23 protein-coding genes are annotated in these 21,046 nt (G+C 69.5%); 15 read left to right on the plus strand and 8 right to left on the minus strand.

What is annotated here, in order from left to right; translation table 11 throughout:
• Nucleotides 1–56 precede the first annotated feature (56 nt).
• From ACFYTQ_RS11265 to ACFYTQ_RS11275, 3 genes are all read left to right on the plus strand, one after another.
• The gene (locus ACFYTQ_RS11265) at nt 57–353 is read left to right on the plus strand and encodes a DUF2516 family protein (RefSeq protein ID WP_387359386.1); all 297 of its coding nucleotides are present in this window, start codon (nt 57–59) and stop codon (nt 351–353) included.
• 72 nt (nt 354–425) lie between these two features.
• Nucleotides 426–1,448 (plus strand): alpha/beta fold hydrolase, encoded by a 1,023-nt coding sequence (locus ACFYTQ_RS11270; protein WP_387359388.1) that lies wholly within the window; start codon nt 426–428, stop codon nt 1,446–1,448.
• A gap of 249 nt (nt 1,449–1,697) precedes the next feature.
• A complete protein-coding gene (locus tag ACFYTQ_RS11275; RefSeq protein ID WP_387359390.1) occupies nt 1,698–2,726 on the plus strand; it encodes an alpha/beta fold hydrolase in 1,029 nt (342 codons plus the stop codon).
• A 135-nt stretch (nt 2,727–2,861) separates the two neighbouring features.
• On the opposite strand, the gene purU is transcribed toward ACFYTQ_RS11275, so the two are convergent.
• Both purU and ACFYTQ_RS11285 read right to left on the minus strand, forming a co-directional pair.
• On the minus strand, nt 2,862–3,752 hold the full coding sequence (gene purU, locus ACFYTQ_RS11280) for a formyltetrahydrofolate deformylase (RefSeq protein ID WP_387359392.1): 891 nt from the start codon (nt 3,750–3,752) through the stop codon (nt 2,862–2,864).
• Nucleotides 3,753–3,799: 47 nt separating this feature from the next.
• Nucleotides 3,800–4,312, minus strand: coding sequence for a GNAT family N-acetyltransferase (locus ACFYTQ_RS11285; protein WP_387359394.1), 513 nt, complete (start codon nt 4,310–4,312; stop codon nt 3,800–3,802).
• A 106-nt stretch (nt 4,313–4,418) separates the two neighbouring features.
• On the opposite strand from ACFYTQ_RS11285, the gene deoC reads away from it, so the two are divergent.
• Entirely contained in the window at nt 4,419–5,105 is a 687-nt protein-coding gene (gene deoC / locus ACFYTQ_RS11290; protein ID WP_387359396.1) for a deoxyribose-phosphate aldolase, read from the plus strand.
• Here deoC and ACFYTQ_RS11295 read toward each other — a convergent pair whose 3' ends face one another.
• Complete coding sequence (locus ACFYTQ_RS11295; protein ID WP_387359398.1) at nt 5,106–5,825, minus strand: DUF2993 domain-containing protein; 720 nt, start codon at nt 5,823–5,825, stop codon at nt 5,106–5,108.
• A gap of 113 nt (nt 5,826–5,938) precedes the next feature.
• Between ACFYTQ_RS11295 and ACFYTQ_RS11300 the strand changes: the two genes are divergently transcribed.
• Entirely contained in the window at nt 5,939–6,547 is a 609-nt protein-coding gene (locus tag ACFYTQ_RS11300; protein WP_387359400.1) for a hypothetical protein, read from the plus strand.
• A gap of 3 nt (nt 6,548–6,550) precedes the next feature.
• On the opposite strand, the gene ACFYTQ_RS11305 is transcribed toward ACFYTQ_RS11300, so the two are convergent.
• The 3 genes from ACFYTQ_RS11305 to ACFYTQ_RS11315 all read right to left on the minus strand — a co-directional run bounded on the left by ACFYTQ_RS11305 (nt 6,551) and on the right by ACFYTQ_RS11315 (nt 8,418).
• The gene (locus ACFYTQ_RS11305) at nt 6,551–7,336 is read right to left on the minus strand and encodes a class I SAM-dependent methyltransferase (RefSeq protein ID WP_387359401.1); all 786 of its coding nucleotides are present in this window, start codon (nt 7,334–7,336) and stop codon (nt 6,551–6,553) included.
• A 13-nt stretch (nt 7,337–7,349) separates the two neighbouring features.
• Nucleotides 7,350–7,865, minus strand: a complete 516-nt coding sequence (locus ACFYTQ_RS11310) for a DUF2505 domain-containing protein (RefSeq protein WP_387359403.1) — start codon at nt 7,863–7,865, stop codon at nt 7,350–7,352.
• 64 nt (nt 7,866–7,929) lie between these two features.
• On the minus strand, nt 7,930–8,418 hold the full coding sequence (locus ACFYTQ_RS11315; RefSeq protein WP_387359405.1) for a DUF2505 domain-containing protein: 489 nt from the start codon (nt 8,416–8,418) through the stop codon (nt 7,930–7,932).
• Nucleotides 8,419–8,462: 44 nt separating this feature from the next.
• On the opposite strand from ACFYTQ_RS11315, the gene ACFYTQ_RS11320 reads away from it, so the two are divergent.
• Entirely contained in the window at nt 8,463–9,551 is a 1,089-nt protein-coding gene (locus ACFYTQ_RS11320) for a UDP-N-acetylmuramate dehydrogenase (protein WP_387360163.1), read from the plus strand.
• Between the two features lie 61 nt (nt 9,552–9,612).
• Nucleotides 9,613–10,818: an Ig-like domain-containing protein gene (locus tag ACFYTQ_RS11325; protein ID WP_387360165.1), complete on the plus strand. Its 1,206-nt coding sequence runs from the start codon at nt 9,613–9,615 to the stop codon at nt 10,816–10,818.
• A 160-nt stretch (nt 10,819–10,978) separates the two neighbouring features.
• Here ACFYTQ_RS11325 and ACFYTQ_RS11330 read toward each other — a convergent pair whose 3' ends face one another.
• Entirely contained in the window at nt 10,979–11,713 is a 735-nt protein-coding gene (locus tag ACFYTQ_RS11330; RefSeq protein ID WP_387359407.1) for an SDR family NAD(P)-dependent oxidoreductase, read from the minus strand.
• Between the two features lie 43 nt (nt 11,714–11,756).
• Here ACFYTQ_RS11330 and ACFYTQ_RS11335 point away from each other — a divergent pair, with 43 nt between their 5' ends.
• The 4 genes from ACFYTQ_RS11335 to ACFYTQ_RS11350 all read left to right on the plus strand — a co-directional run bounded on the left by ACFYTQ_RS11335 (nt 11,757) and on the right by ACFYTQ_RS11350 (nt 15,762).
• Nucleotides 11,757–12,578, plus strand: coding sequence for an alpha/beta fold hydrolase (locus tag ACFYTQ_RS11335; protein WP_387359409.1), 822 nt, complete (start codon nt 11,757–11,759; stop codon nt 12,576–12,578).
• 203 nt (nt 12,579–12,781) lie between these two features.
• A complete protein-coding gene (mshA, locus tag ACFYTQ_RS11340; RefSeq protein WP_387359411.1) occupies nt 12,782–14,197 on the plus strand; it encodes a D-inositol-3-phosphate glycosyltransferase in 1,416 nt (471 codons plus the stop codon).
• A complete protein-coding gene (locus ACFYTQ_RS11345; protein WP_387359413.1) occupies nt 14,194–14,688 on the plus strand; it encodes a YbjN domain-containing protein in 495 nt (164 codons plus the stop codon). Before mshA ends, ACFYTQ_RS11345 begins: the two co-directional genes overlap by 4 nt.
• A 168-nt stretch (nt 14,689–14,856) precedes the next feature.
• Nucleotides 14,857–15,762: an ROK family protein gene (locus ACFYTQ_RS11350; RefSeq protein ID WP_387359415.1), complete on the plus strand. Its 906-nt coding sequence runs from the start codon at nt 14,857–14,859 to the stop codon at nt 15,760–15,762.
• Between the two features lies 1 nt (nt 15,763).
• Here ACFYTQ_RS11350 and ACFYTQ_RS11355 read toward each other — a convergent pair whose 3' ends face one another.
• Nucleotides 15,764–15,973, minus strand: a complete 210-nt coding sequence (locus tag ACFYTQ_RS11355; RefSeq protein WP_387359417.1) for a DUF4287 domain-containing protein — start codon at nt 15,971–15,973, stop codon at nt 15,764–15,766.
• Between the two features lie 83 nt (nt 15,974–16,056).
• On the opposite strand from ACFYTQ_RS11355, the gene ACFYTQ_RS11360 reads away from it, so the two are divergent.
• The 4 genes from ACFYTQ_RS11360 to ACFYTQ_RS11375 all read left to right on the plus strand — a co-directional run bounded on the left by ACFYTQ_RS11360 (nt 16,057) and on the right by ACFYTQ_RS11375 (nt 20,998).
• Entirely contained in the window at nt 16,057–16,233 is a 177-nt protein-coding gene (locus ACFYTQ_RS11360) for a hypothetical protein (protein WP_387359419.1), read from the plus strand.
• A gap of 41 nt (nt 16,234–16,274) precedes the next feature.
• Nucleotides 16,275–17,012 carry a phosphoglyceromutase gene (locus tag ACFYTQ_RS11365; protein WP_387359421.1) on the plus strand — a complete coding sequence of 246 codons (738 nt, stop codon included), beginning with the start codon at nt 16,275–16,277 and terminating at the stop codon, nt 17,010–17,012.
• Nucleotides 17,013–17,676: 664 nt separating this feature from the next.
• Complete coding sequence (locus ACFYTQ_RS11370; protein WP_387359423.1) at nt 17,677–18,306, plus strand: S1 family peptidase; 630 nt, start codon at nt 17,677–17,679, stop codon at nt 18,304–18,306.
• 634 nt (nt 18,307–18,940) lie between these two features.
• A complete protein-coding gene (locus tag ACFYTQ_RS11375) occupies nt 18,941–20,998 on the plus strand; it encodes a CocE/NonD family hydrolase (protein WP_387359425.1) in 2,058 nt (685 codons plus the stop codon).
• Nucleotides 20,999–21,046: the final 48 nt, after the last annotated feature.

Raw genomic sequence — 21,046 nt, forward strand, 5'->3', positions numbered from 1 at the left:
AGGGTGACCCCTACCGCCCCCGCGCGAGCACTCCGCGCGGGGGCGTTGCTTCTATCATGGGAAGTGTGTACCAGCTGACAAGTGCAATCATCTGGCTGCTGTGGCTGGCGGCTATGGGGGCGACCATCTTCGCGCTGGTCCACGCCATCCGGCAGCGTGCCGACGCCTTCACCGCCGTGGACAAGCTGACCAAGCCGATCTGGGTGACCATCCTCGCGGTGGCGCTGGGACTGTTGTTCCTCGCGCGCACCCCGGTGGGCCTGATCGGCATCGCCGCGGTCGTCGCCACCGGCGTCTACCTGGCCGACGTGCGCCCCAAGGTGGACGAGATCCAGCGCGGGCCGCGCTGGTGACTCCTGCTAGCACTAGCAAGCACTTCGGGCTTGAGTTACTGTGGCACTGAGTAACACACAAAGGAGTGCCCGATGTCGGCAACGCCGCCCAACCCGTTCGCGGGTCTCGCGCGTCGGGTGCACGAGCGCATGCTCGTCCATCGCGCCCGCCTGCGCACTCGGGTCTACGCCACCGCCGCGCTGAACCCCCCGACCGCGCCCCGCGAGGTCGTGCCCGTGACCGCGGTCGACGGGGTACGGCTGCGGGTGCACGCCTACGGTCCCGCCGACGGCGACGTGATCGTCCTGGTCCACGGCTGGACCTGCTGCCTCGAGTACTGGAATCCCCAGATCAACGAGTTCGCCGGGCGCTACCGCGTGATCGCCTACGACCACCGCGGCCACGGCGAGAGCGAATTCGGCGACGGCCGGGTGGACACCGATCTGCTGGCCGACGATTTGTCCGCGGTCCTCGACGCGACGCTGCGGCCGGGCCAGCGGGCCGTGCTCGTCGGGCACAGCCTGGGCGGTATGACGATTCAGGCCTGGGCGGGCCGCTACCCCGAACAGGTCACCCAGCGCGCGGCCGCCGTGGTGCTCACCAACACCGCCCCGCACGGCCTGATCGCCGAGACGACCGTGGTGCCGCTGTTCAACCGCGGCCTGGTCGCGCTGCCGGATCTGCTCGGCCGCCTCGGGCTCGGCGCGCCGCTGGCGTTCCCGCCGCTGCGCGCGGTGCGCTGGGTGTTCCGCCGCCAGATCATGAGCCTGGCCTCGACCGGGGACGTCGCCGACTTCGCCATGGCCATCGTGCGGTCCTGTCCCGCGCGGGTGCGCGCCAAGTTCGGCATCCTGCTCGCCGAACTCGACCTCGGCCGCGCGGCGCTGAATCTGACCGTGCCCACCACCGTCATCGCGGGTTCCGCCGACGATATGACCCCGGTCGTGCACTCCGAGCGCATCGTCGAGATGCTGCGGGAGTCGGGCGGATTCGTGAAGCTGGTGGTCCTGCCCACCGGACATCTGGGCAATGTCGAGCAGTACGAACGGTTCAACCAGGAACTCGGCGAGGTGCTCGACGCGACCTTCGCGCCGGTGCGCGAGGCCACGGCCTAGCCGCTCCAGCGGCCGCGATCGTTCGCGATTCGTTACCGGGGAGGCCCGTAGCGTCGCCCGGGTCCGCTCCGATATGTGTTCCAGATAACAAAACTTCTCCGTCCTTCCGGGGATGCCGGCGAATTGCCTTGCGGCGATCGGGTATTCGGGGGAAGCGGGATGTGGGCGGCGAAACGATCTTTTTGCCGCTTGCACTAGCAAGCACTACGGCTAGCGCGGTAGTGTGCGCGAGGACACAAAGGAGTGCTCATGCTGGTGAAGCTGCCGGGGACCGGCATCCGCCGTGGGGTCGACGCCCTCAACGCCGCCTACAGCGCGCGGCTGCGGTCGCGCACTTACGCCACGGCCGCGCTGAACGTGGCGCCGTCGCCGGACGTCGTATCCGTCACCACCGCCGACGGGGCTCGCCTGCGGGTGCACGCCTACGGTCCCGCGGACGGCGACGTGATCGTGCTCATCCACGGCTGGTCGTGCTGCGTCGAGTACTGGAACCCCCAGATCAACGAATTCTCCGCCGACTACCGCGTGGTCGCCTACGACCAGCGCGGGCACGGCGAATCCACCTCGGGCACCGAGCGTTTCGGCCCGGACCGGCTCGCCGAGGATCTGTCCGCCGTCCTGGACGCGGTGCTGCCGCCCGGGCGGCGCGCGGTGCTGGTCGGCCACAGCATGGGCGGCATGACGATTCAGGCCTGGGCGCAACGGTTTCCGGAGCAGGTCGCCACGCGCGCCTCGGCGATCATGCTCGCCACCACCGCCGCGGGCCGAATCACCGGGCGCGCCAAGATCATTCCGCTGCTGAACGAGGTGGTGCCCGCGCCGGTGTGGCTGGCGCAGGCGCTGTTCGGCGCCCCGCTGCCGCTGCCCGGATCGGTCGCGGTGCGCGAGCTGTTCAAGAACCGCATCATGGGCCCGACCGCCGAGGCGGAGGCGGCGGCGTTCGGGCTGTCGATCATCCGCTCCTGCAACCCGATGGTCCGCGGCGCGGTGGCGCGCGATCTGACCACCCTCGACCTCGCCGAGGCCGCCGCCCACATCACCGTGCCGACCAGCGTGATCGCCGGTGAGCACGACAAACTGCTGCCGCGCGTCCACTCCGAGGAGATCGCGGAGCTGCTGGCCGCCAACGGTTCCCTGGACCGGTTCACCGTCCTGCCGACCGGGCATCTGCCCAATATCGAGGCGCCCGACGCGTTCAACGCCGAGCTGCGCCGCCTGATCCGTGTCGCCCAGACGACCGTGCCCCGGTTGCGTCCGGGCGGTGCCGCCGCATCGTAACGGGCGTACGGTGTCCGAGAAGCGGACACTGGAGGCAGCAGACTTCCCCGACGTCAGCCGGGGGACGGGGCGGCAGCACGGGCGACCGCGTTGCCAGCCAAGGCCGGTCAAGGGCGCCCGGTCTTGGCCTGCCGCTCAGCTGAACACCACCGTGCGGCGGCCGTGCACGAGCACCCGCCCCTCCAGATGCCAGCGCAGCCCGCGCGCGAGCACCACCCGCTCGATGTCGCGGCCCTGGCGGACCATGTCGCGCACGGTGTCGCCGTGGTCGATGCGGATGACGTCCTGTTCGATGATCGGCCCCGCGTCCAGTTCCGCCGTCACGTAATGACAGGTCGCCCCGATGAGTTTCACCCCGCGCGCGAACGCCTGGTGATACGGCCGCGCACCCACGAACGACGGCAGGAAGCTGTGGTGGATGTTGATCGCCCGCCCCGCCCAGTGCGCGCACAGCTCGGCCGGGAGGACCTGCATGAACCGGGCCAGCACCACCGCGTCCGGCTCGTGCGCGTCGACGAGTTCGCGGACCTGCGCGAAGGCCGGCCCGCGCTCGGCGGGATCCTTCGGGAACGGCACGTGATGGAACTTCACCCCGTGCGCCTCGGTCATCGCGGCCAGATCCGGGTGGTTGCCGATCACCGCCTCGATGGTCGCCGGAAGTTCGCCGCTGACCGCGCGGCCCAGCAGATCGTGCAGGCAGTGCCCGTCCCGGCTGACCAGCAGCACCGCCCGGCGGCGCACCGCCGAATCGAGCAGCTGCCACTCGGTCTGCGGCCCGAACTCCCGCGCGACGGCCGCGAACCGGACACGCAACTCGTCGAGCCCGAACGGGACCGTGGCGGCCGCCAGCGCCTGCCGGGTGAAGAACCAGCCCGATTCGGGATCGGAGTGATACCCCGCCTCCACGATCGACCCCCCGAATTCGGCGATGAAGGACGTGATGCGCGCGATGATGCCCGGCCGGTCCGGGCAGCCCAGGGCGAGCGTGTAACGACGGTCGTCGGAGTCGGCGGGGACGGCACTCATGGACCCCATCCTCGCAGGTGGAACGGGCGCGACCGGGCGAGGCCGGGTCAGAGCGCGTAAAACGGCTCCGCGTAACGGAATTCGCCGACGATGCCGGTCTCGTAGGTGCTCAGCGCCCGGACCTGGAAATGCGTCGCCCAGCTCGGTTCGTCGGGGACGATGCCCAGCCGCGCGCCGGGCACGAACCCGAACCGCGGGTAGTAGTCGAGGCTGCCCAGCAGTCCGACCAGGGGTTCGTCCAGGGCGTCGGCCGCACCGAGGGCCGCGTGCACGAGCGCCGATCCCACCCCCGCCCCCTGCCGATCGGGCAGCACCCCGATCGGCCCGAGCGCCAGCACCGGGAACGGCCCGACTCCGGCGCGGGTGAGGCAGACGTGTCCGACCACGGCCTCCCCGAACTGCGCGACCATCGACAGCGTCGGCATCCAGGCCGGATCGCCGCGCAACCGGTGCACCAGCGCGACCTCGGCCGGTTCGGCCGGTCCGCCCGATGCGAAGGCGGCGCGATGGACCGCGTCGACAGCGGGGATGTCGCCGGTCCGTTCCCGACGAATCAGCACCGTGTCGTTCTCCTCCCCGATGATGGGCCCGCCCGGGGCCGTCTCTGCTTCGAGTGTGCGGGACGGCCGAGGCCGCTCGCAACGCATATGTGTCAGACTCTGCCCCATGGCGGAGACCTCCAGCGAATCCGGGAATCGCGCGCCGACCCGCGGGGAGGTGGCCGCGATCATCGACCACACCCTGCTCGCGCCCGAGGCCACCCGCGAACAGGTGGACGAGACGATCGCCGAGGCCCGTCGCCTGGGCGTGTACGCGATCTGCGTGTCGCCGTCGATGCTGCCGGTCCGCGCTCCGGGCCTGGTCGTCGCCACCGTCGCGGGTTTCCCGTCCGGCAAACATCATTCGCTGGTCAAGGGCACCGAGGCGCGGCTGGCGGTGGATCAGGGCGCGGCCGAGGTGGATATGGTCATCGACGTCGGGGCCGCGCTCGCCGGGGACTACAACGCCGTGCTGGCCGATATCGTCACCGTGCGCGAGGCGATCGGGGACCGGGCCCTGCTCAAGGTGATCATCGAGGCGGCCGCGCTGCCCGACGCGGCCGTCGTCGAGACCTGCCGCGCGGCCGAACGCGCCGGGGCCGATTTCGTCAAGACCTCCACCGGTTTCCACCCCGCGGGCGGCGCGAGCGTGCACGCGGTGCGCCTGATGGCCGAGACCGTGGGCGGACGGCTGGGCATCAAGGCCAGCGGCGGCATCCGCACCGCCGCGGCCGCCGCCGACCTGATCGCCGCGGGCGCCACCCGGCTCGGGCTGTCCCGCTCGGCCGCGGTGCTCGACGGCTTCCCGGTCTGATCAGCAGCGGCCGTCGCCGCCCTCCAGCTTGGTCGCGCCGCCGGTCAGTTTCACCTCGATGCCGGTGTCGGTGACCTTGACGTCGGTGGGCTTCAGATCGAGCGGATAGCTCTGGAGACTCTCGGTCATCGTCTGCACGATGCCGTCGACCAGATCGGTGGGCAGGCCCAGGCCCAACAGCTGCGCCGATTGGGTGGTCACCTGGATCTGGTCGCCGACGACGCGCGGCAGCAGCCGCAGATCGGCCAGCCCGCCCAGCACCTTCACATCCAGGGTGCCGGTGCTCGGATCGGATTGGACGCCGGAGACCAAGCCGCTCAACGTCTTCGCCATGCCCTCGTTGCTCCAGGTCGCGTCGGCGCTGGAGTTGTCGACCGTGGCGCCGCCGCGGCCGTTGTCGATGAGGTTGATGTCGTTGAGCCGGGCGCGCACCCGCATGTCCTGGGCCGGGCCGAAACTGGCGTCGTCACTGGTCAATTCGACGTACTGGACCTGGTGGTCGACGGCGGTGAGCAGCAGTGGTTTCGGGCCGAAGTGGATGTCGACCTTGGAGCCCAGCTCCTTCTCCACCTGCGCGGAGATGCAATTCGAGCTCTGGCGGCGGAAGTAGGTCTCCGCGGCGGCGGCCGTGCCGACCAGCGCGAGCACGACGACGAGCCCGAGGATCAGCACGATCCGTCGCACGTTGCGCGGGCGTCCATCAGGGGGAGTCGAACTCATGGCAGCGATTCTTCCCGAGCTTTCTGAGCCGGTTCTGTGGGGCCGGTGAAGGGATTCGACGAAGCCGGACGAATTGTGACATTCCGCACAACCCCGGGCGTAGCCTGGATCACATGTCCGGGGAAGCCGCCGCCAGCAGTATTCGTGATCCCGAACGGGGTTGGTCGATACTGCGGCGACTCGCGGGGCGGCACGCCGGATATTTCACCACCCGGCTCGTGCTGCGCACCGGCTGCGAGGAGCGCATCCGCTCGGCCCTCGAGGACGGTCGCGTGCTCCGAGCGGGCGTGGGCCTGTTGCGGATGGCCGACTGGCCCGAGGGCCCGCTCGACGAATTCGCCATGTGGTCGGCCTGGTTCGAGGGCAAGGCGGCCGTCTCCCATCACAGCGCCGCCGAACTGCACGGAATCGGCCGGTTGCGACCGCGATTCGTGCACCTGTCCGCGGCGGGCGGCCGCGTCCCCAGCGCCCCGAAGCTGGTCGTGCTGCGCCGGGTGCTGCGCGGTGACGAGGTCGAGTCCGCCGGAACGTTTCTGGTGACCACGCCCCTGCGGACCGTCCTCGATCTCGCCGAGACCGGTATCGGTCAGGCCGCGCTCGACGAGGTGGTGGCCGACGCGGTCGCCATCAACCGCTGCGCTGGCAACGAATTGCGTTCGGCCGCAATGACTCTGCCGCAGCGGAGTGCCCTGCGCATCCGGCACGCGCTCGAACGGGTGTGAGTCTCATCCCGGCGCGACGGTCGCCCACGGTACCGACAGTACATTGTCGCGCAGGCGGCGGCGCGGGTCGTGCACCGGAAAACCTCGCTGCCGCAACAGGTCCGCCGCCGCGCGCCACCGCACCCGGGGACCGTAGGGGGCCAGCGGCGCGGCGTGCGCCCAGGCCCGATCGGCCGCGGCGAGCAGCGCGTGCACGCGTTCACCCGGAATATTGCGGTGGATCAACACCTTCGGCAGCCGTTCGGCCAGATCGGACGGCCGCTCGACGGTGAAGGGGTCCCAGGCCAGCGTCAGCGACAGCGGACCGGAGCGGTCCAGCAGCACCCAGGCGCAGCGGCGGCCCACCTCGTCACAGGTGCCGTCGAGCAGCAGACCGCCGGGCGCCAGCCCCGCGAGCACGGTCGACCACGCCTCGGGCACGGCCGTTTCCGGATACTGCCGCAGAACGTTGAACGCCCGCACCAGAATCGGGCGCAGCCCCGCCAATTCGAAACCGCCCCGGGCGAATTCGACGCCGTCGCGGCCCGGCACCACCCGCGCCGGATCGATCTCGAGCCCCACCACCCGCACGTCCGGGCGCACCCGCCGCAGCCGGGCGGCCAGCTCCAGCGTGGTCACCGGGCTCGCGCCGTAACCCAGATCCACCACCAGCGGATCGGTCGCGGCGCGCAGCCGGGCGGTCACGAGGTCGTGGTGTGTCAGCCATCTGTCGCTGCGGCGCAGGCGATTTCGCCCCGTGGTGCCGCGGGTGATCGCCCCGACGGGCCGGGTCTGTCCGTGATCGCGCATGCCACCGAACGGGTCAGGCCGTCGGATTCCGTTCGTCGAGCCAGCGCGTGGTGAACTCCGCCTCGGCGCGCAGCAGGTCGACGAGATTGATCAACATCAGCTGCTCCAGTTTCGGGCCGAGCAGCGGGATGAACACCTTGGCGGTGGAGGAGGTGCGCAGCGTGCAGCCGGTGTCGGTGGGAAACAGGTGCATGGTGCCGCCCAGACTGCCCGGGCCCGCCGGAATCGCCGCGCTGTACTCGCCGGTGACCTCGGGCGCGAACGGCCCGTAGGTCTCCTTGCGGGTGATCACCATGTCCTTGCGCATCACCGCCTGCGCCGCGTCGGGCAGCATCTCGCGCGGCAGCACATGCCGCAGCACCACCTCGATGCCGCCGTCCCCGGCGTCCAGCGTGACGACGTCGTTGGGGGAGTACTTGCGCATCTCCTCCATGCGCGCGTCCCAGTAGGCGCGGTCGGCGAGTGCCGCGTACACCTCTTTGGTGGTGTGCAGCCGGTAGCGAGCGGAGTAGTCCAGTCGACGGGCCATGGGCGCTGAATGTACCGTGCCCGATCGGCCCGATCCGGGCCGCCGCTCCGGTCATGCGCGATCGCTACCGATTCGCGGCGATCCAATTGCCGGTGAACTCCGCCTCCGAGGCCAGCAGTTCGGTGAGCTTCTCGGCCACCACGGCCTCGATCTTCTTGCCGAACAACGGCACCTTCACCTCGACCGAGCCGTCGACCACGATCGTCGCCGAGCTGTCGTCGCCGGTGAGTGTCACCGTGCCGCGCAGCTGGGCGGGCGCGCCCTCGACGTGGGCCTCGAAGACGCCCGAACTGCCCTCGTAGGTCTCGGTGCGGGGGATGATCAGATCCCCCGGGCGCACGGCGGTGAGGGCGTCGGGCAGTTCCGCGGCCGGGATGGACTGGACCATCTGCACCCGCAGCCGCTCGCCGTCGGATTCGAATCCGTCCAGGCGGGCCCCGGGGCCGCCGACCTCGGCGAGGCGGTCCTTCCAATACTGCTCGTCGGCGATCGCCGCACGCACGGCGGCGGCCGGATGCGAGTAGTGAGCGGTGTACGCCAAGGGTGTCGCCATGACCGAACACGGTACCGTCTGTGCTCGTGCGTACATCCCAGGTGGTGCCGTTCGAGGAAGTGAGCGCGCTGCTCACGGCAACCGGTGCGCGGGTGCGCAATTCGGTGCCGCTCGCGGACCTGACCACCCTGCGCGTCGGTGGCCCGGCGACCGTCGCCGACTGCGACTCGATCGACGCGCTCGTCGCCACCGTGCGCGCCCTGGACGCGGCGGGGATTCCGGTGCTGTTGCTGGCGGGCGGGTCGAATCTGCTCATCGGCGACGGCGGATTCGGCGGGGTCGTGGTGCGGATCACGGCCGGTGCCGTGGATATCGGGCCGGATCGGGTCGTGGCAGAGGCGGGCGCGAACTGGGACGCGGTGGTCGCCGCGACCGTCGCGGCCGGGTTCGGCGGGCTGGAGTGCCTGTCCGGGATTCCGGGGTCCGCGGGGGCGACGCCGGTGCAGAACGTCGGCGCCTACGGCGTCGAGGTCGCGCAGCTGCTGCTGAGGGTGCGGCTGCTGGACCGGGCGAGCGGTGAGGTCCGCTGGGTGTCGCCCGACGAGCTCGGATTCGGTTATCGCACTTCGGTTCTCAAGCACAGCGACCGCGCGGTGGTGCTCGGGGTCGAATTCGCCCTGCGCGCCGACGGTTCCAGCGCGCCGCTGCGCTACCGCGAGCTGTACCAGGCGCTGGGCGCGGCCGAGGGCGACAGTCGTCCGGCGGCCGAGGCGCGCGCGGCGGTGCTGCGGCTGCGCGCGGGCAAGGGCATGGTGCTCGATCCGGACGATCACGACACCTGGAGCGCGGGTTCGTTCTTCACCAATCCCGTGGTGCCGTTCGAGCGCGAGGCGCAGGTGCGGGCGGCGATCGCGGCGCACGTGGGCGACGTCACCGTTCCCACCTATCCCGCGGCCGGGGGTGTGAAGTTCTCCGCGGGCTGGCTGATCGAGCGGGCCGGATTCGCCAAGGGTTTCCCCGGGCCGGACGCGCCCGCGCGACTGTCCACCAAACACACGTTGGCCCTGACCAACCGGGGTGCGGCCACGGCCGCCGACCTCGTTGAGCTGGCGCGCGCGGTGCGCGACGGGGTCGCCGAGCGGTTCGGCATCAGGCTCGAGCCCGAGCCCGTGACCGTCGGAGTCTCGCTCTGACGGTAAATTCGAGGAAGTGAGCATTCGAGAAGTCACCAGTCGACGTGCCCTGCTGGTCGGGATGGCCCAGCTGGCCACGGCCGCCCTGGTCGCCGGATGTTCGAGCGGCAACGGCGGGGGCGACAAGGCGGCGCCGAAGGACAAGGCGCCCGTGGCCAAGGTCACGTTCGATCCCGGCAACGGCGGCACGGACATCAATCCCACCGCGCCCGTGTCGGTTTCGGTCGCCAACGGCCGGATCGACCAGGTGGCGCTGAACAATCCCAACGGCAAACAGGTCAAGGGCGAACTCTCGCCCGACAAGACCGGCTTCAAGATCACCGAGCCGCTCGGCTACGGCGTGACCTACACCTGGTCGGGCACCGCGGTCGGTACCGACAACAAGTCCGTGCCGATCGAGGGCAAGTTCACCACGGTGTCGCCCAAGCAGACCGTGCCCGCGACCATCAATATCGGCGACGGCCAGGAGGTCGGCATCGCCGCGCCGATCATCCTGCAGTTCAAACAGCACGTCGCCGACAAGGCCGCGGCCGAACGCGCCCTCACGGTCACCACCACCCCGCCCACCGAGGGCGGCTGGGCCTGGCTCCCCGACGAGAACGGCGGCTCCCGCGCCCACTGGCGGCCGCGCAACTACTGGGCCCCCGGCACCGAGGTCAGCCTGTCCGCCAAGCTCTACGGCCTGCAACTGGCCGACGGCGTCTTCGGCGACTCCGACCTCACCTCGCAGTTCAAGATCGGCCGCGCCCAGATCGTGAAGGGCAACGCCCCCAGCCACCGCGTCCAGGTGGTCCGCGACGGCGACACGATCTTCGACTTCGCCTGCAGCTACGGCGAGGGCAACGAGGCCCGCAACGTCACCCGTTCCGGCATCCACGTCGTCACCGAGAAATACGAGGACTTCATGATGTCGAACCCGCCCTTCTACACCAACGTCCGCGAACGCTGGGCCGTCCGCATCTCCAACAACGGCGAATTCATCCACGCCAACCCCGAATCCGCCTCCGCCCAAGGCAATTCCAACGTCACCAACGGCTGCATCAACCTCAGCACCACCGACGCCCAGAAGTACTTCCCCACCGCCATGTACGGCGACCCGGTCGAAGTCACCGGCACCTCCATCGCCCTCTCCGCCGCGGACGGGGACATCTACGACTGGACGATCGACTGGGAAACCTGGCAGACAATGTCCGCCTTGCACGGGGAGCCGTCGTCGGTGGTGTCGGCGACACCGGTACCGCCGGGGCCGGTGCGCGGGGGGAACTGACCCGGCCGCTTCGCTCCCGGGTTCGATTGGGGCCCTTGGCTTTTCGGGACTCCCTTGTATGGGCGGAGTCCTATATCCGTGCGAGCACGCCGCACGGAGTGCTGCGGATCACCCCAAAACCAGCGCAACACCCCTTGTACCCGCGAGCGAAGCGAGCGGGTCAGGCGCGGCGGGCGAAGCGGCCCGCGTCGGCCTGGTCTCGGGGCTTGACGACGATGGTGTCGAGGTTGACGTGGGCGGGGCGGGTGGCGACGAAGCCGATGATCTCGGCGATGTCCTGGGCCACGAGCGGGTCGATGCCCTCGTAGACCTTGGCGGCGCGGTCGGCGTCGCCGCCGAAACGGACCAGGGAGAACTCGGTTTCGACTGCGCCGGGGGCGATTTCGGTGAGGCGGACCGGTTGGCCGAGGAGTTCGCCGCGCAGCGTGCGGTGCAGGACGGCCTGGGCGTGCTTGGCCGAGGTGTAGCCGGCGCCGTTGTCGTAGGGCTGGAGGGCGGCCACCGAGGTGACCGTGACGATCAGGCCGTCGCCGGAGTCGATCAGCTTGGGCAGCAGCGCCTTGGTCATGCGCAGCGTGCCGAGCACATTCGTCTCCCACATCCAGCGCCAATCGTCGAGATCGGCCTCGGCGACCGGCGCCAGGCCCTTCGCGCCCCCGGCATTGTTGACCAGCACATCGACCCGCTCGACCGCGTCGGCGAACGCCCGCACCGAATCCTCGTCGGTCACGTCCAGCGGCAGCGCGGTCCCGCCGATCTCGCGGGCCAACCGCTCCAACCGGTCCACCCGCCGCGCGCCGACCACCACATGACAGCCCTGTTTCGCGAGCTCACGGGCGGTGGCCTCGCCGATCCCCGAACTGGCCCCGGTCACGACAGCGGTACGAGTGCTCATGCGCCCGAGCTTAAAGTTTCCCGTCCCGATTAGCCTATTCGGCATGATTCGGGAAGTCGTGAGCGCCGACGGAACCAGCATCGTCTACCGCGTGACCGGACCGGCCGACGCGCGTCCGCTGATCCTGCTGCACGGCTGGGCGGGCAACCTGCTCAACTGGGGCGCGGCCGCCGCCGAGCTGGCACAGCGCTATCGCGTCGTCGCCGTCGATCTGCGCGGCCACGGCTACTCCGGCGCTCCCGAGACCGGCTACGACGACCCGAAGAACTGGGCGGCCGACGTCGCGGCCGTGCTGGCACGCGAGGAAATTCAGACCGGCGCGGTGCTGCTGGGCTGGTCCTACGGCGGCATCGTGCTCACCGACTATCTGACCGCCTACGGGACGGGTGCGGTCGCGGGCGTGGTCTACTGCGGGTCCCAGGCCAATATCGGCCGCGACGTCCCCGGGGCCGAGATGGGTTCTGCCATGCGGCAGGCCATTCCGGACGCGTTCTCCGACCGCGCGGGCCGGGCGGTGCGCGGCCTGTCGGCCTTCGGCAGTTCGGGTACCGGCGGCGGCGTCGACAAGGGGCCGGACGCGCAACGGCTCTTCGGCGGCAGCCTCTCGACCCCGCCCCGGGTCCGCAAGGCGCTGTTCTACCGCACCGTCGACAACACCGAAACCCTTCGCGCCCTTGACATTCCGGTGCTCGTACTGCACGGCACGGAGGATCCGGTCGTCCCGATCGGCAACGGCCGCTACATCGCCGCGACCGCACCCGACGTACGCGCCTCCTACTGGGAGGGCGCGCAGCACGGCCTGTTCATCGAGGACGCCGACCGATTCGTCGCCGAGGTGAGCGGCTTCGTCGACGCACTGAACTGAGGTTTTGCCCGCGTCCGGTCCGGTTCGAACCAGGACCCCCGCGACATCGTTCGACAGGTGTGAGCCGACACACCGAAGGTCTTGAGCGAAGCCCGGTTTCGCGGACGGGCACGTCGGCCGCCGCTGTGTCGCTGCGGATTTGCCGATCGGTCCGCCGGAAGCTCGGTGCGGGCGTGCCCATTCGGCGGTTGGCCCGGCTTGTGATGGGTGTCACTAGGTGGTGGAGGTCGCATCGGGCAATTCCCTCGGACGTGCACACTGGAGGAGTGAGTCAACGCGCGGACCTACGGCCGAATCGGATCGCCGTGTTGTCGGTGCACACCTCGCCCCTCGCGCAGCCGGGCACCGGCGACGCGGGCGGGATGAACGTCTACGTCCTGCAGACCGCCATCCAGTTGGCTCGCCGCGGGGTCGAGGTGGAGATCTTCACCCGAGCCACCTCCTCCAACGACGAACCGGTCGTCGAGGCCGCGCCCGGCGTCCTGGTCCGCAATGTGGTCGCGGGCCCGTTCGAGGGCCTGGACAAACACGATCTGCCCACCCAGCTGTGCCCGTTCGCCGCCGAGGTGCTGCGGCAGGAGGCCCGGCACCTGCCCGGCCACTACGACCTCATCCACTCGCACTACTGGCTGTCCGGCCAGATCGGCTGGCTCGCCCGCGACCGCTGGCGGGTGCCGCTCGTGCACACCGCGCACACCCTGGCCGCGGTGAAGAACGCCTATCTCGCCGAGGGCGACGTCCCCGAACCGCCCGCCCGCGAGGTCGGCGAGAAGCAGATCACCGCCGAGGCGGATCGGCTGGTCGCCAACACCGCCGAGGAGGCCCGGCAGCTGACCGAGCTGTACGGCGCGAATCCCGAACACATAGATGTGGTCCTTCCGGGTGCGGATCTCGCCCGCTACCGCCCCGGCGATCGTGCCGCCGCCCGTACCGAACTGGGCCTGCTCCCGCACGAACAGGTCGTGGCGTTCGTCGGCCGGATCCAGCCGCTCAAGGCGCCCGATGTGCTGGTCCGGGCGGCCGCGCGAGTACTGGCCGAGGAACCCGGTCGCGCACTGCGGGTGCTGATCGTGGGCGGTCCGTCCGGCACCGGGCTGGAACGGCCCGACGCGCTCATCGAGCTGGCGGCCGAACTCGGCATCGCCGATCGCGTCACCTTCCTGCCGCCGCAACCGCCACAGCGGCTGGTGCGGATCTACCGCGCCGCCGATCTGGTGGCGGTGCCCAGCTACAACGAATCGTTCGGCCTGGTCGCCATCGAGGCGCAGGCCAGCGGGACGCCGGTGTTGGCCGCGCACGTCGGCGGTCTCGGCACGGCGGTGCGCGACGGCGTGTCCGGCCTGCTCGTGCCCAACCACTCCACCGCGGAGTGGGCGGCGGCGCTGCGCCGCCTGCTGAACGATCCGATTCGCTTGCGGCACATGGGCATCGCCGCGGTGGACCACGCCGCCGAATTCTCCTGGGAGCACACCGCCGAGGGTTTGCTGGACAGCTACGCCGAGGCGCTGGCCCGGTATCGAGGTGTGCGCTCGCGCGGGCCGGGTACGTTGCTCTCGGAGAGCAATCAAGCCAGATCGCGGGCGCTGTGGCGGCGCCGGACAGGAGCGGTGCGCCGGTGAGCGACGACACGATCCCCGACCTCGTCGAGGACACCCTGCGCGACCGCGAGATCGAATACACCCGCGAGGGCGAGGACACCTTCATCGTCGTCCTGCCCGGCGAACGGAAACTCAAGACGACCGTCATGCTCACGGTCGGCAAACACGGCGCCCGCTTCGAATGCTTCGTCTGCCGCAAACCCGACGAGAACTTCGAGGGCGTCTACAAATTCCTCCTCCGCCGCAACCGCCGCCTCTACGCCGTCGCCTACACCCTCGACCGAGTGGGCGACATCTACCTCGTCGGCCGCACCTCCACCCACGCCATCACCCCCGACGAACTCGACCGCATCTTCGGCCAGATCCTCGAGGCCGTGGACGCCGACTTCAACGTCCTCCTCGAACTCGGCTTCGCCGAATCCATCCGCCGAGAATGGAAATGGCGAGTCTCCCGAGGCGAATCCCTCAAAAACCTGAGAGCCTTCGAACACCTGGTAGACGAGGACGCCTAACCCCCAGGCCGACGAACCCAGCCGCACCCTTTATTCGAATCCGCACCCCTTGCAGGGCCATGCAACGGGTGCGGATCCGAATAAGGGGTGCGGCTGGGGTTGCGGTGCTGGCGATCGGTCTCGGGTACCGGCATGCTCATGGCCGGACGACGAGGGAAGGTGAATGCCATGGCCGTGCTGGCTCTCGATATCGGGGCGACGAAGTTGGCGGCGGGGGTGGTGCACGGGGGGCGGGCGGTGCGGGAGGTTCGGCAGGTGAAGGTGCCGGGGGAGGGGGTTTGGGAGGCTTGCCGCGGGTTGTTGGTGGAGGTGGCGGGGGCGGAACGGGTTTCGGCGGTGGGAATCGGGTCGGCGGGGCCGGTGGATGTGCGGTCGGGGGTGGCGTCGCCGTTGAACATTCCGGAGTGGCGGGATGGGTTTCCGATCGTGGCCGCCGTGCAGGAGTTGTTCCCGGGGGCGGTGATTCGGTTCGCGATCGATGGGGCGTGTCTGGCGTTGGCCGAGCATCATCTCGGCGGGTTGCGGGGGTTGCGGGACGGGCTGGCGATGACGGTCTCGTCGGGGATCGGGGGCGGGATCATCATCGATGGCCGGGTCGCGGTGGGGCGCACGGGAAACGCGGGTCATATCGGGCACATCGTGGTGCCTGGGTGGGAGGAGCCGTGTGGTTGCGGCGGGGTGGGCTGCGTCGAGGCGGTGGCCAGCGGGATGTCGTCGGTGCGGTGGGCGCGGTCGCGGGGGTGGGGCGGGAACACGGGCGTGGAGTTGTCGGAGGCGGCGCGGGCGGGGGACGAGATCGCGCTCGCCGCGCTGGCTCGATCGGGAACCGCTCTGGGACAGGCGATTTCGTCCGCCGCGGCGCTGCTCGACATCGATCGGGTGGTGATCGGCGGTGGGTTCGCGGAATCCGGTGCGCCGCTGTGGGATCCGCTGCGGGCCGCGATCGCGAAGCACGCGCGGCTGGGATTCACGCGGGGGCTGCGGGTGGTCAAGTCGCGAATCACCAACGGCGCCACGCTCGTCGGTGCGGGTGTGCTGGCGGCCGGGCACGCGACCGCCGACGAGTACGACTGAGTCAGGCGGCGCGGGCGTGGGCCACGAGGGCGTTGGCGTGACCGTGGCCGAGTCCGTATTCTCTCTTCAGCCAGGCCACCAATTCCATATGTTTGGTGAGTTCCGAGGTTCGGATCAGCTCCAGCCATTCGGCGATCGGGCGGCCGTACTTCTTCTCGATCGAGGGGAAGTAGGAGGCGGGGCCCTTGGGGGAGGGGGTCGTGTCGCTCATGCCCCTTACGACGACGCGCCCGGGCGAAATTCGTCGCGCGCGGGTCGTGGCTCGCGTCACTCCGCTCGGTTAGCGTGACTCGGGTGCCTGCCGAATTCTGTCCTGGTGATGTGGTTTTCGTGCCCAGCGGACCGTTCCAGGGAGTCTGCGGGGTGGTGCGGGAGGTCGACGCCGAACGCGAGCAGCTACGGCTCGTCGTCGCGGTGCGCGACCGTCGGCACCAGGTGGTCGTCGGCTTCGCCGAGGCCGAACCCGCGTAGGCCGGTGAGCAGCGGCATCGGCTCCGTGGCAGGATGACCGCATGACGTACACCCTCGTTTTGCTGCGCCACGGCGAGAGCGAATGGAACGCCCTGAACCTGTTCACCGGCTGGGTGGATGTGCATCTGACGGACAAGGGCCGGGCCGAGGGCAAGCGCGCCGGGGAGCTGCTCGCCGAGCGGAACATCCTCCCCGACATCGTGTTCACCTCGCTGCTGCGCCGCGCGATCAGCACCGCCAATATCGCCCTCGACGCCGCCGACCGGCACTGGATTCCCGTCATCCGGGACTGGCGTCTCAACGAGCGGCACTACGGCGCGTTGCAGGGCAAGAACAAGGCTCAGGTACGGGACAAGTACGGCGATGAGCAGTTCATGCTGTGGCGCCGGAGCTACGACACCCCGCCGCCCCCGATCGAGCCCGGCAGCGAGTACAGCCAGGACGGCGACGCCCGGTACGCCGCGGACGAGGTCCCCGCGACCGAATGCCTGAAGGACGTCGTGGCCCGCATGGTCCCCTACTGGGAGTCGACCATCTCCGCCGAACTGCGCGCGGGCAAGACGGTTCTCGTTGCGGCCCACGGCAATTCGCTCCGCGCCCTGGTCAAGCACCTGGAGAACATCTCCGACGACGACATCGCCGGCCTCAACATCCCCACCGGCATCCCCCTCCGCTACGAACTCGACGAGAACCTCCGCCCCACGGGCCCCGGCGAATACCTCGACCCGGAAGCCGCCGCAGCCGGCGCCGCCGCGGTAGCCAGCCAGGGCGGCAAATAACCTGCACCCCAGCCGCACCTCTTCTCGGTAAACGCACCCCCTGCAAGGTGTGCGACGCCGAATAAAGGGTGCGGCTGTGCTGTGTTCGGCAACCCCAGCCGCACCCCTTGTTGGGATTCGCACGCCTTGTAGAGGGTGCGGATCCTGATAAAGGGTGCGGCTGTGCTGTGTTCGGCAACCCCAGCCGCACCCCTTGTTGGGATTCGCACACCTTGTAGAGGGTGCGGATCCAGATAAAGGGTGCGGCTGGGGTGGTGAACCTTTGGGTAGCGGGGGTTTGGAAGGGGGCGAGGGGAGGGGTTGAGCGGGTGTGGAGAGCGGTCCTGGCGCGAGCGGGTTTCCGGTGAGGGTAAGGGTGCCGGGGGAGTCGGTTTGTGGCTGAGGGTGGTGGGCCTGGGGGCGTGGTTTTTTGGGGGGTGCGGGTGGGGTGGGTTTGCTGGTAATGTTCGGCCGTTCAGCGTTGCGGCATGCTGGAATGCTTTCTGCCAGGGGCGGTTTCGAACCATTGCGTGGGAGCTCGGGGTTGTGCGGCGATGGTCGGAATCGGTTGTGGAAAGAGATGGATATGTTCGGTGTGGGGCGGGTTTTCGGGTGGGGTGTTGTGGCGGTTACGGCTGTGGCCGGGAGCTTGGTCGGGGGTGGGAGTGCCGGGGCGGCGGATCCGGTGACGTTGGGGGGTGGCTCGGGGATCATCGTGGAGCAGTTGGATGATCCGGGGATGGCCGCGGATTGCACGTTGACGGCGGTGGGGCGGGACGGGGCGGATCGGCTCGTCGGGTTGACCGCGGGGCATTGCGGGCAGGTCGGGTCGCGGTTGCTGGCCGAGTACGACCCGAAGGCCGGTGTGGTCGGTCGGATCACCGCCAAGAGCGAGGAAATGGATTGGGCCGTGATCGAATTCGATCCGGCTCGGGTGGTGCCGACGCGTCGGGTGACCCAATCGGAGATCAATGGCGTCGGGGGCGCGCCGGGGGTCGGTGACAATGTCTGCAAGAACGGTCGCACGACCGGTTTCACCTGCGGCATCGTGTGGGAGACGCATCCGGCGTGGTTCGCCAGCCATGTGTGTGCCGATCACGGTGACTCCGGGTCGCCGGTGCTGCGCGGCGATCAGCTGATCGGAATGGTGGTGGCGGGCAAGGACTTCCAGGTGGGGCCGATCACCGTCCCGCTGCCGTCCTGCCAGGGCGCGGGCGACGTCATCCACCAGCCCGACGCCGCCACCGACATTCAGATGGTGCTGCGGGACATCGACCGTCAGGCCGGGCCGGGCGCCGGGTTCCGGCTGATCTGACCTACGAGGACGAGTCGCGATCACGGGCCGCGGGGTCGGTCGTGATCGCGACTCGAAGTGTCGTGAGTCCATTGGGCGTTCGCGTCCCGCGAGCGCATTCGGGGTTCCCCGGCCGTCAGCCAATTCGGCGCTTGTGTCCGGTGAGCCGATTCGGCGTTCGTGTCCGGTGAGCCGATTCGGCGTTCGTGTCCGGTGAGCCGATTCGGCGTTCGTGTCCGGTGAGCCGATTCGGCGTTCGTATCCGGTGAGCCGATTCGGCGTTCGTATCCGGTGAGCCGATTCGGCGTTCGTATCCGGTGAGCCGATGCGTCATTCGCATCCGGTAAGCCGATTCGACGTCCGCATTCCGTGAGCCCGCCGAACGTTCGCGTCCCGTGACCCTCATCACGTCTACGCCTCCGTAGCTATCACGTTGCCCCACAACAAAATACCCAGTGCCCCCAGTCACATAACCCCCGCTAGAACCCCCTACCCCCACCCGAACCACAACAACCCCCCAGCTCACCCCACCCCTCTGAGAAACTGACCCCCTGAAACTTTCTCTCCCCCATTAACGTAACCAACAGTTTGCAACCGACCCCCCAGTAGCTACACTTCCGGACATTCGACCAGCTCGAGAGATGGATCACGTCCGATGAAGTACGCGCTGCGCGTCACCGTGTTCGCGGTCGCCGCGACCGTCAGTTTTCCGTTCCTCGGACCCGGGTCCGCCAGCGCGGCGCCGGTCGCGAGCGGGCCGGACGGCGGTGTGGCGGGGGCGAGCTGGACCGCGGCCGAGGACGGGCCGCAGCGGTACCCGAACATCAATATCGAGTGGGACGTGCCGATCACCATGAGTGACGGAACGGTGCTGAAGGCCAATGTCTATCGGCCCGCCGACGCCGCCGGACACCCCGTGGACACGCGGACTCCCGTGATCGTGAACATCACGCCCTACACCAAACTCGTCAGCAATCTCGCCGACCACGCCCAGTCGGTGCCGGGACTGTCGGACGCGTTGCTGGACCTGTTCCGCCGGACCGATCTGTCCGGAACCCCGCTGTCCGGAATCACCGATCTGACAAAGGCATTCGGCGGCGGCGAGTTACGGAACTTCTCCGTGGACCGGCAGCTGATCAGGAGCGGGTACGCGCAGGTCGTGGTCGACGCGCGCGGAACCGGATTCTCCCAGGGCGAGTGGGACATGCTGCGAGACCGCGAGCAGCAGGACTCCGTCGAGGTGATCGATTGGGCCGCGGCCCAGTCGTGGTCGGACGGCAAGGTCGGCATGAACGGCCTGTCCTACTCCGCGATCAATCAGGTGCAGGCAGCCGAGAAGCATCCGGCCGCGCTGAAGGCGATCTTCCCCGTCGTACCGGGCAGCGATCTCGTACAGGACGTGCTCGATCCGGGCAGCGGATTCGGGTTCAACTTCATTCCGTTGTGGCTCACCGCGATCAACGCCACCAAATGGATTCCGGACGTGCAGTCCCTGGTGCAGGGGCGGTTCGACACCCAATGGCTGAACGATCGGGCGGCCAGTCCGCTGACCTACATGGACGTGCTGCTCAACGCGTACGCGAGTGTGCGGATGGAGGATCTGGATCCGCGGGTGCGCGGGATGCTCACCGACTTCTCGGCCGAGCGGCAGGCGTGGCTGGGCGATCCGTCCCGGGTGAGCGTGCCGACGTTCGTGGTCGGCGGATGGCACGACCTGTTCACCTATTCGGAGTCCAAGATCTACAACGAGATTCCGCTGCCGCCGGGGCACAAGCAGCTGCTGATGGGCAACACCTATCACCTCAGCTCCGGCAACGAGTACGGCGGACCGGGCCTGCCGCCGCGGCTGGACGTGCTGCAACGCGCGTGGTTCGACAAGTGGCTCAAGGGAATCGACAACGGCGTCGACGGCTACGGTCCGGTGACCCTGTACAACCAGGGCAGCGGCGGCTGGGTCACCCAGAGCGGCTTCGGGACCACCGCGCCCGCGACCGAGGCGAGCGAGTACCGGCGCATGTACCTCTCGGCGATCCGCAGCGGGACCTCGAACGGACTGTACGACGGCTCGCTGACCGTCGAACCCGACGCCGAACCCACGCGACTCACGGTCGCGCCCGGCCTGACCACGCTGTGCTCCAACGACGCCGCGCAGGCGACCGCGGGCGTGCTCGCGGTCCTCGACGGGTGCGCGAAGGATTCGCGGATCGCCGAGACCAACGGCCTCACCTTCACCAGCGCGCCGGTCGCCGAGGAGACGATCATCTCCGGCCCGATCGCGGTGCGGCTCAACACGATTCAGGACGCGGCCGACGGGTACTGGACCGTCACCGTGAACGATGTCGCGCCGGACGGGCAGTCGACGGTGCTGTCCTCGGGGCAGCTGATGGCGTCCATGCGCGAGATCGACGAGGCGGCCAGCGCGCGCTCGGCCAACGGCGACTACACCGATCCGCATCCGTACAACTCGCTGGATCGGCGGCGGCCGACCACCCCGGGTGAGGCGACCACCCTCGACATCGCCCTCGCCGGAACGCAGGCCGTGCTGCGGCCCGGTCATAGGCTGCGGATCGACGTGTTCGCGGGCAACTTCCCCAAGGGGCTGCCGATCACGCCGATGCTCGTGGACACCGGTCTGCTGCCCGAACATCTGCGCCTCGACCCGGACACGCCGAGTTTCGTGAACATCCCGGTGCGCGGCAACCCGGGCTGGTGAGCCGTGGCGCGTTCCCGTCGGAAGTCGGCGGGAATGCGTCTTTCCGGC

The sequence above is a fragment of the Nocardia sp. NPDC004068 genome (assembly GCF_042874315.1).
In the GTDB taxonomy this organism is placed as follows: domain Bacteria; phylum Actinomycetota; class Actinomycetes; order Mycobacteriales; family Mycobacteriaceae; genus Nocardia.

Excerpts from the sequence above, each read along its gene's own strand:
- ACFYTQ_RS11265 (WP_387359386.1), top strand. The coding sequence starts at position 57 with ATGGGAAGTGTGTACCAGCTGACAAGTGCAATCATCTGGCTGCTGTGG.
- ACFYTQ_RS11270 (WP_387359388.1), top strand. The coding sequence starts at position 426 with ATGTCGGCAACGCCGCCCAACCCGTTCGCGGGTCTCGCGCGTCGGGTG.
- ACFYTQ_RS11275 (WP_387359390.1), top strand. The coding sequence starts at position 1,698 with ATGCTGGTGAAGCTGCCGGGGACCGGCATCCGCCGTGGGGTCGACGCC.
- purU (WP_387359392.1), bottom strand. The coding sequence starts at position 3,752 with ATGAGTGCCGTCCCCGCCGACTCCGACGACCGTCGTTACACGCTCGCC.
- deoC (WP_387359396.1), top strand. The coding sequence starts at position 4,419 with ATGGCGGAGACCTCCAGCGAATCCGGGAATCGCGCGCCGACCCGCGGG.
- ACFYTQ_RS11295 (WP_387359398.1), bottom strand. The coding sequence starts at position 5,825 with ATGAGTTCGACTCCCCCTGATGGACGCCCGCGCAACGTGCGACGGATC.
- ACFYTQ_RS11300 (WP_387359400.1), top strand. The coding sequence starts at position 5,939 with ATGTCCGGGGAAGCCGCCGCCAGCAGTATTCGTGATCCCGAACGGGGT.
- ACFYTQ_RS11305 (WP_387359401.1), bottom strand. The coding sequence starts at position 7,336 with ATGCGCGATCACGGACAGACCCGGCCCGTCGGGGCGATCACCCGCGGC.
- ACFYTQ_RS11310 (WP_387359403.1), bottom strand. The coding sequence starts at position 7,865 with ATGGCCCGTCGACTGGACTACTCCGCTCGCTACCGGCTGCACACCACC.
- ACFYTQ_RS11315 (WP_387359405.1), bottom strand. The coding sequence starts at position 8,418 with ATGGCGACACCCTTGGCGTACACCGCTCACTACTCGCATCCGGCCGCC.
- ACFYTQ_RS11325 (WP_387360165.1), top strand. The coding sequence starts at position 9,613 with ATGGCCCAGCTGGCCACGGCCGCCCTGGTCGCCGGATGTTCGAGCGGC.
- ACFYTQ_RS11330 (WP_387359407.1), bottom strand. The coding sequence starts at position 11,713 with ATGAGCACTCGTACCGCTGTCGTGACCGGGGCCAGTTCGGGGATCGGC.
- ACFYTQ_RS11335 (WP_387359409.1), top strand. The coding sequence starts at position 11,757 with ATGATTCGGGAAGTCGTGAGCGCCGACGGAACCAGCATCGTCTACCGC.
- mshA (WP_387359411.1), top strand. The coding sequence starts at position 12,782 with ATGGGTGTCACTAGGTGGTGGAGGTCGCATCGGGCAATTCCCTCGGAC.
- ACFYTQ_RS11350 (WP_387359415.1), top strand. The coding sequence starts at position 14,857 with ATGGCCGTGCTGGCTCTCGATATCGGGGCGACGAAGTTGGCGGCGGGG.
- ACFYTQ_RS11355 (WP_387359417.1), bottom strand. The coding sequence starts at position 15,973 with ATGAGCGACACGACCCCCTCCCCCAAGGGCCCCGCCTCCTACTTCCCC.
- ACFYTQ_RS11365 (WP_387359421.1), top strand. The coding sequence starts at position 16,275 with ATGACGTACACCCTCGTTTTGCTGCGCCACGGCGAGAGCGAATGGAAC.
- ACFYTQ_RS11375 (WP_387359425.1), top strand. The coding sequence starts at position 18,941 with ATGAAGTACGCGCTGCGCGTCACCGTGTTCGCGGTCGCCGCGACCGTC.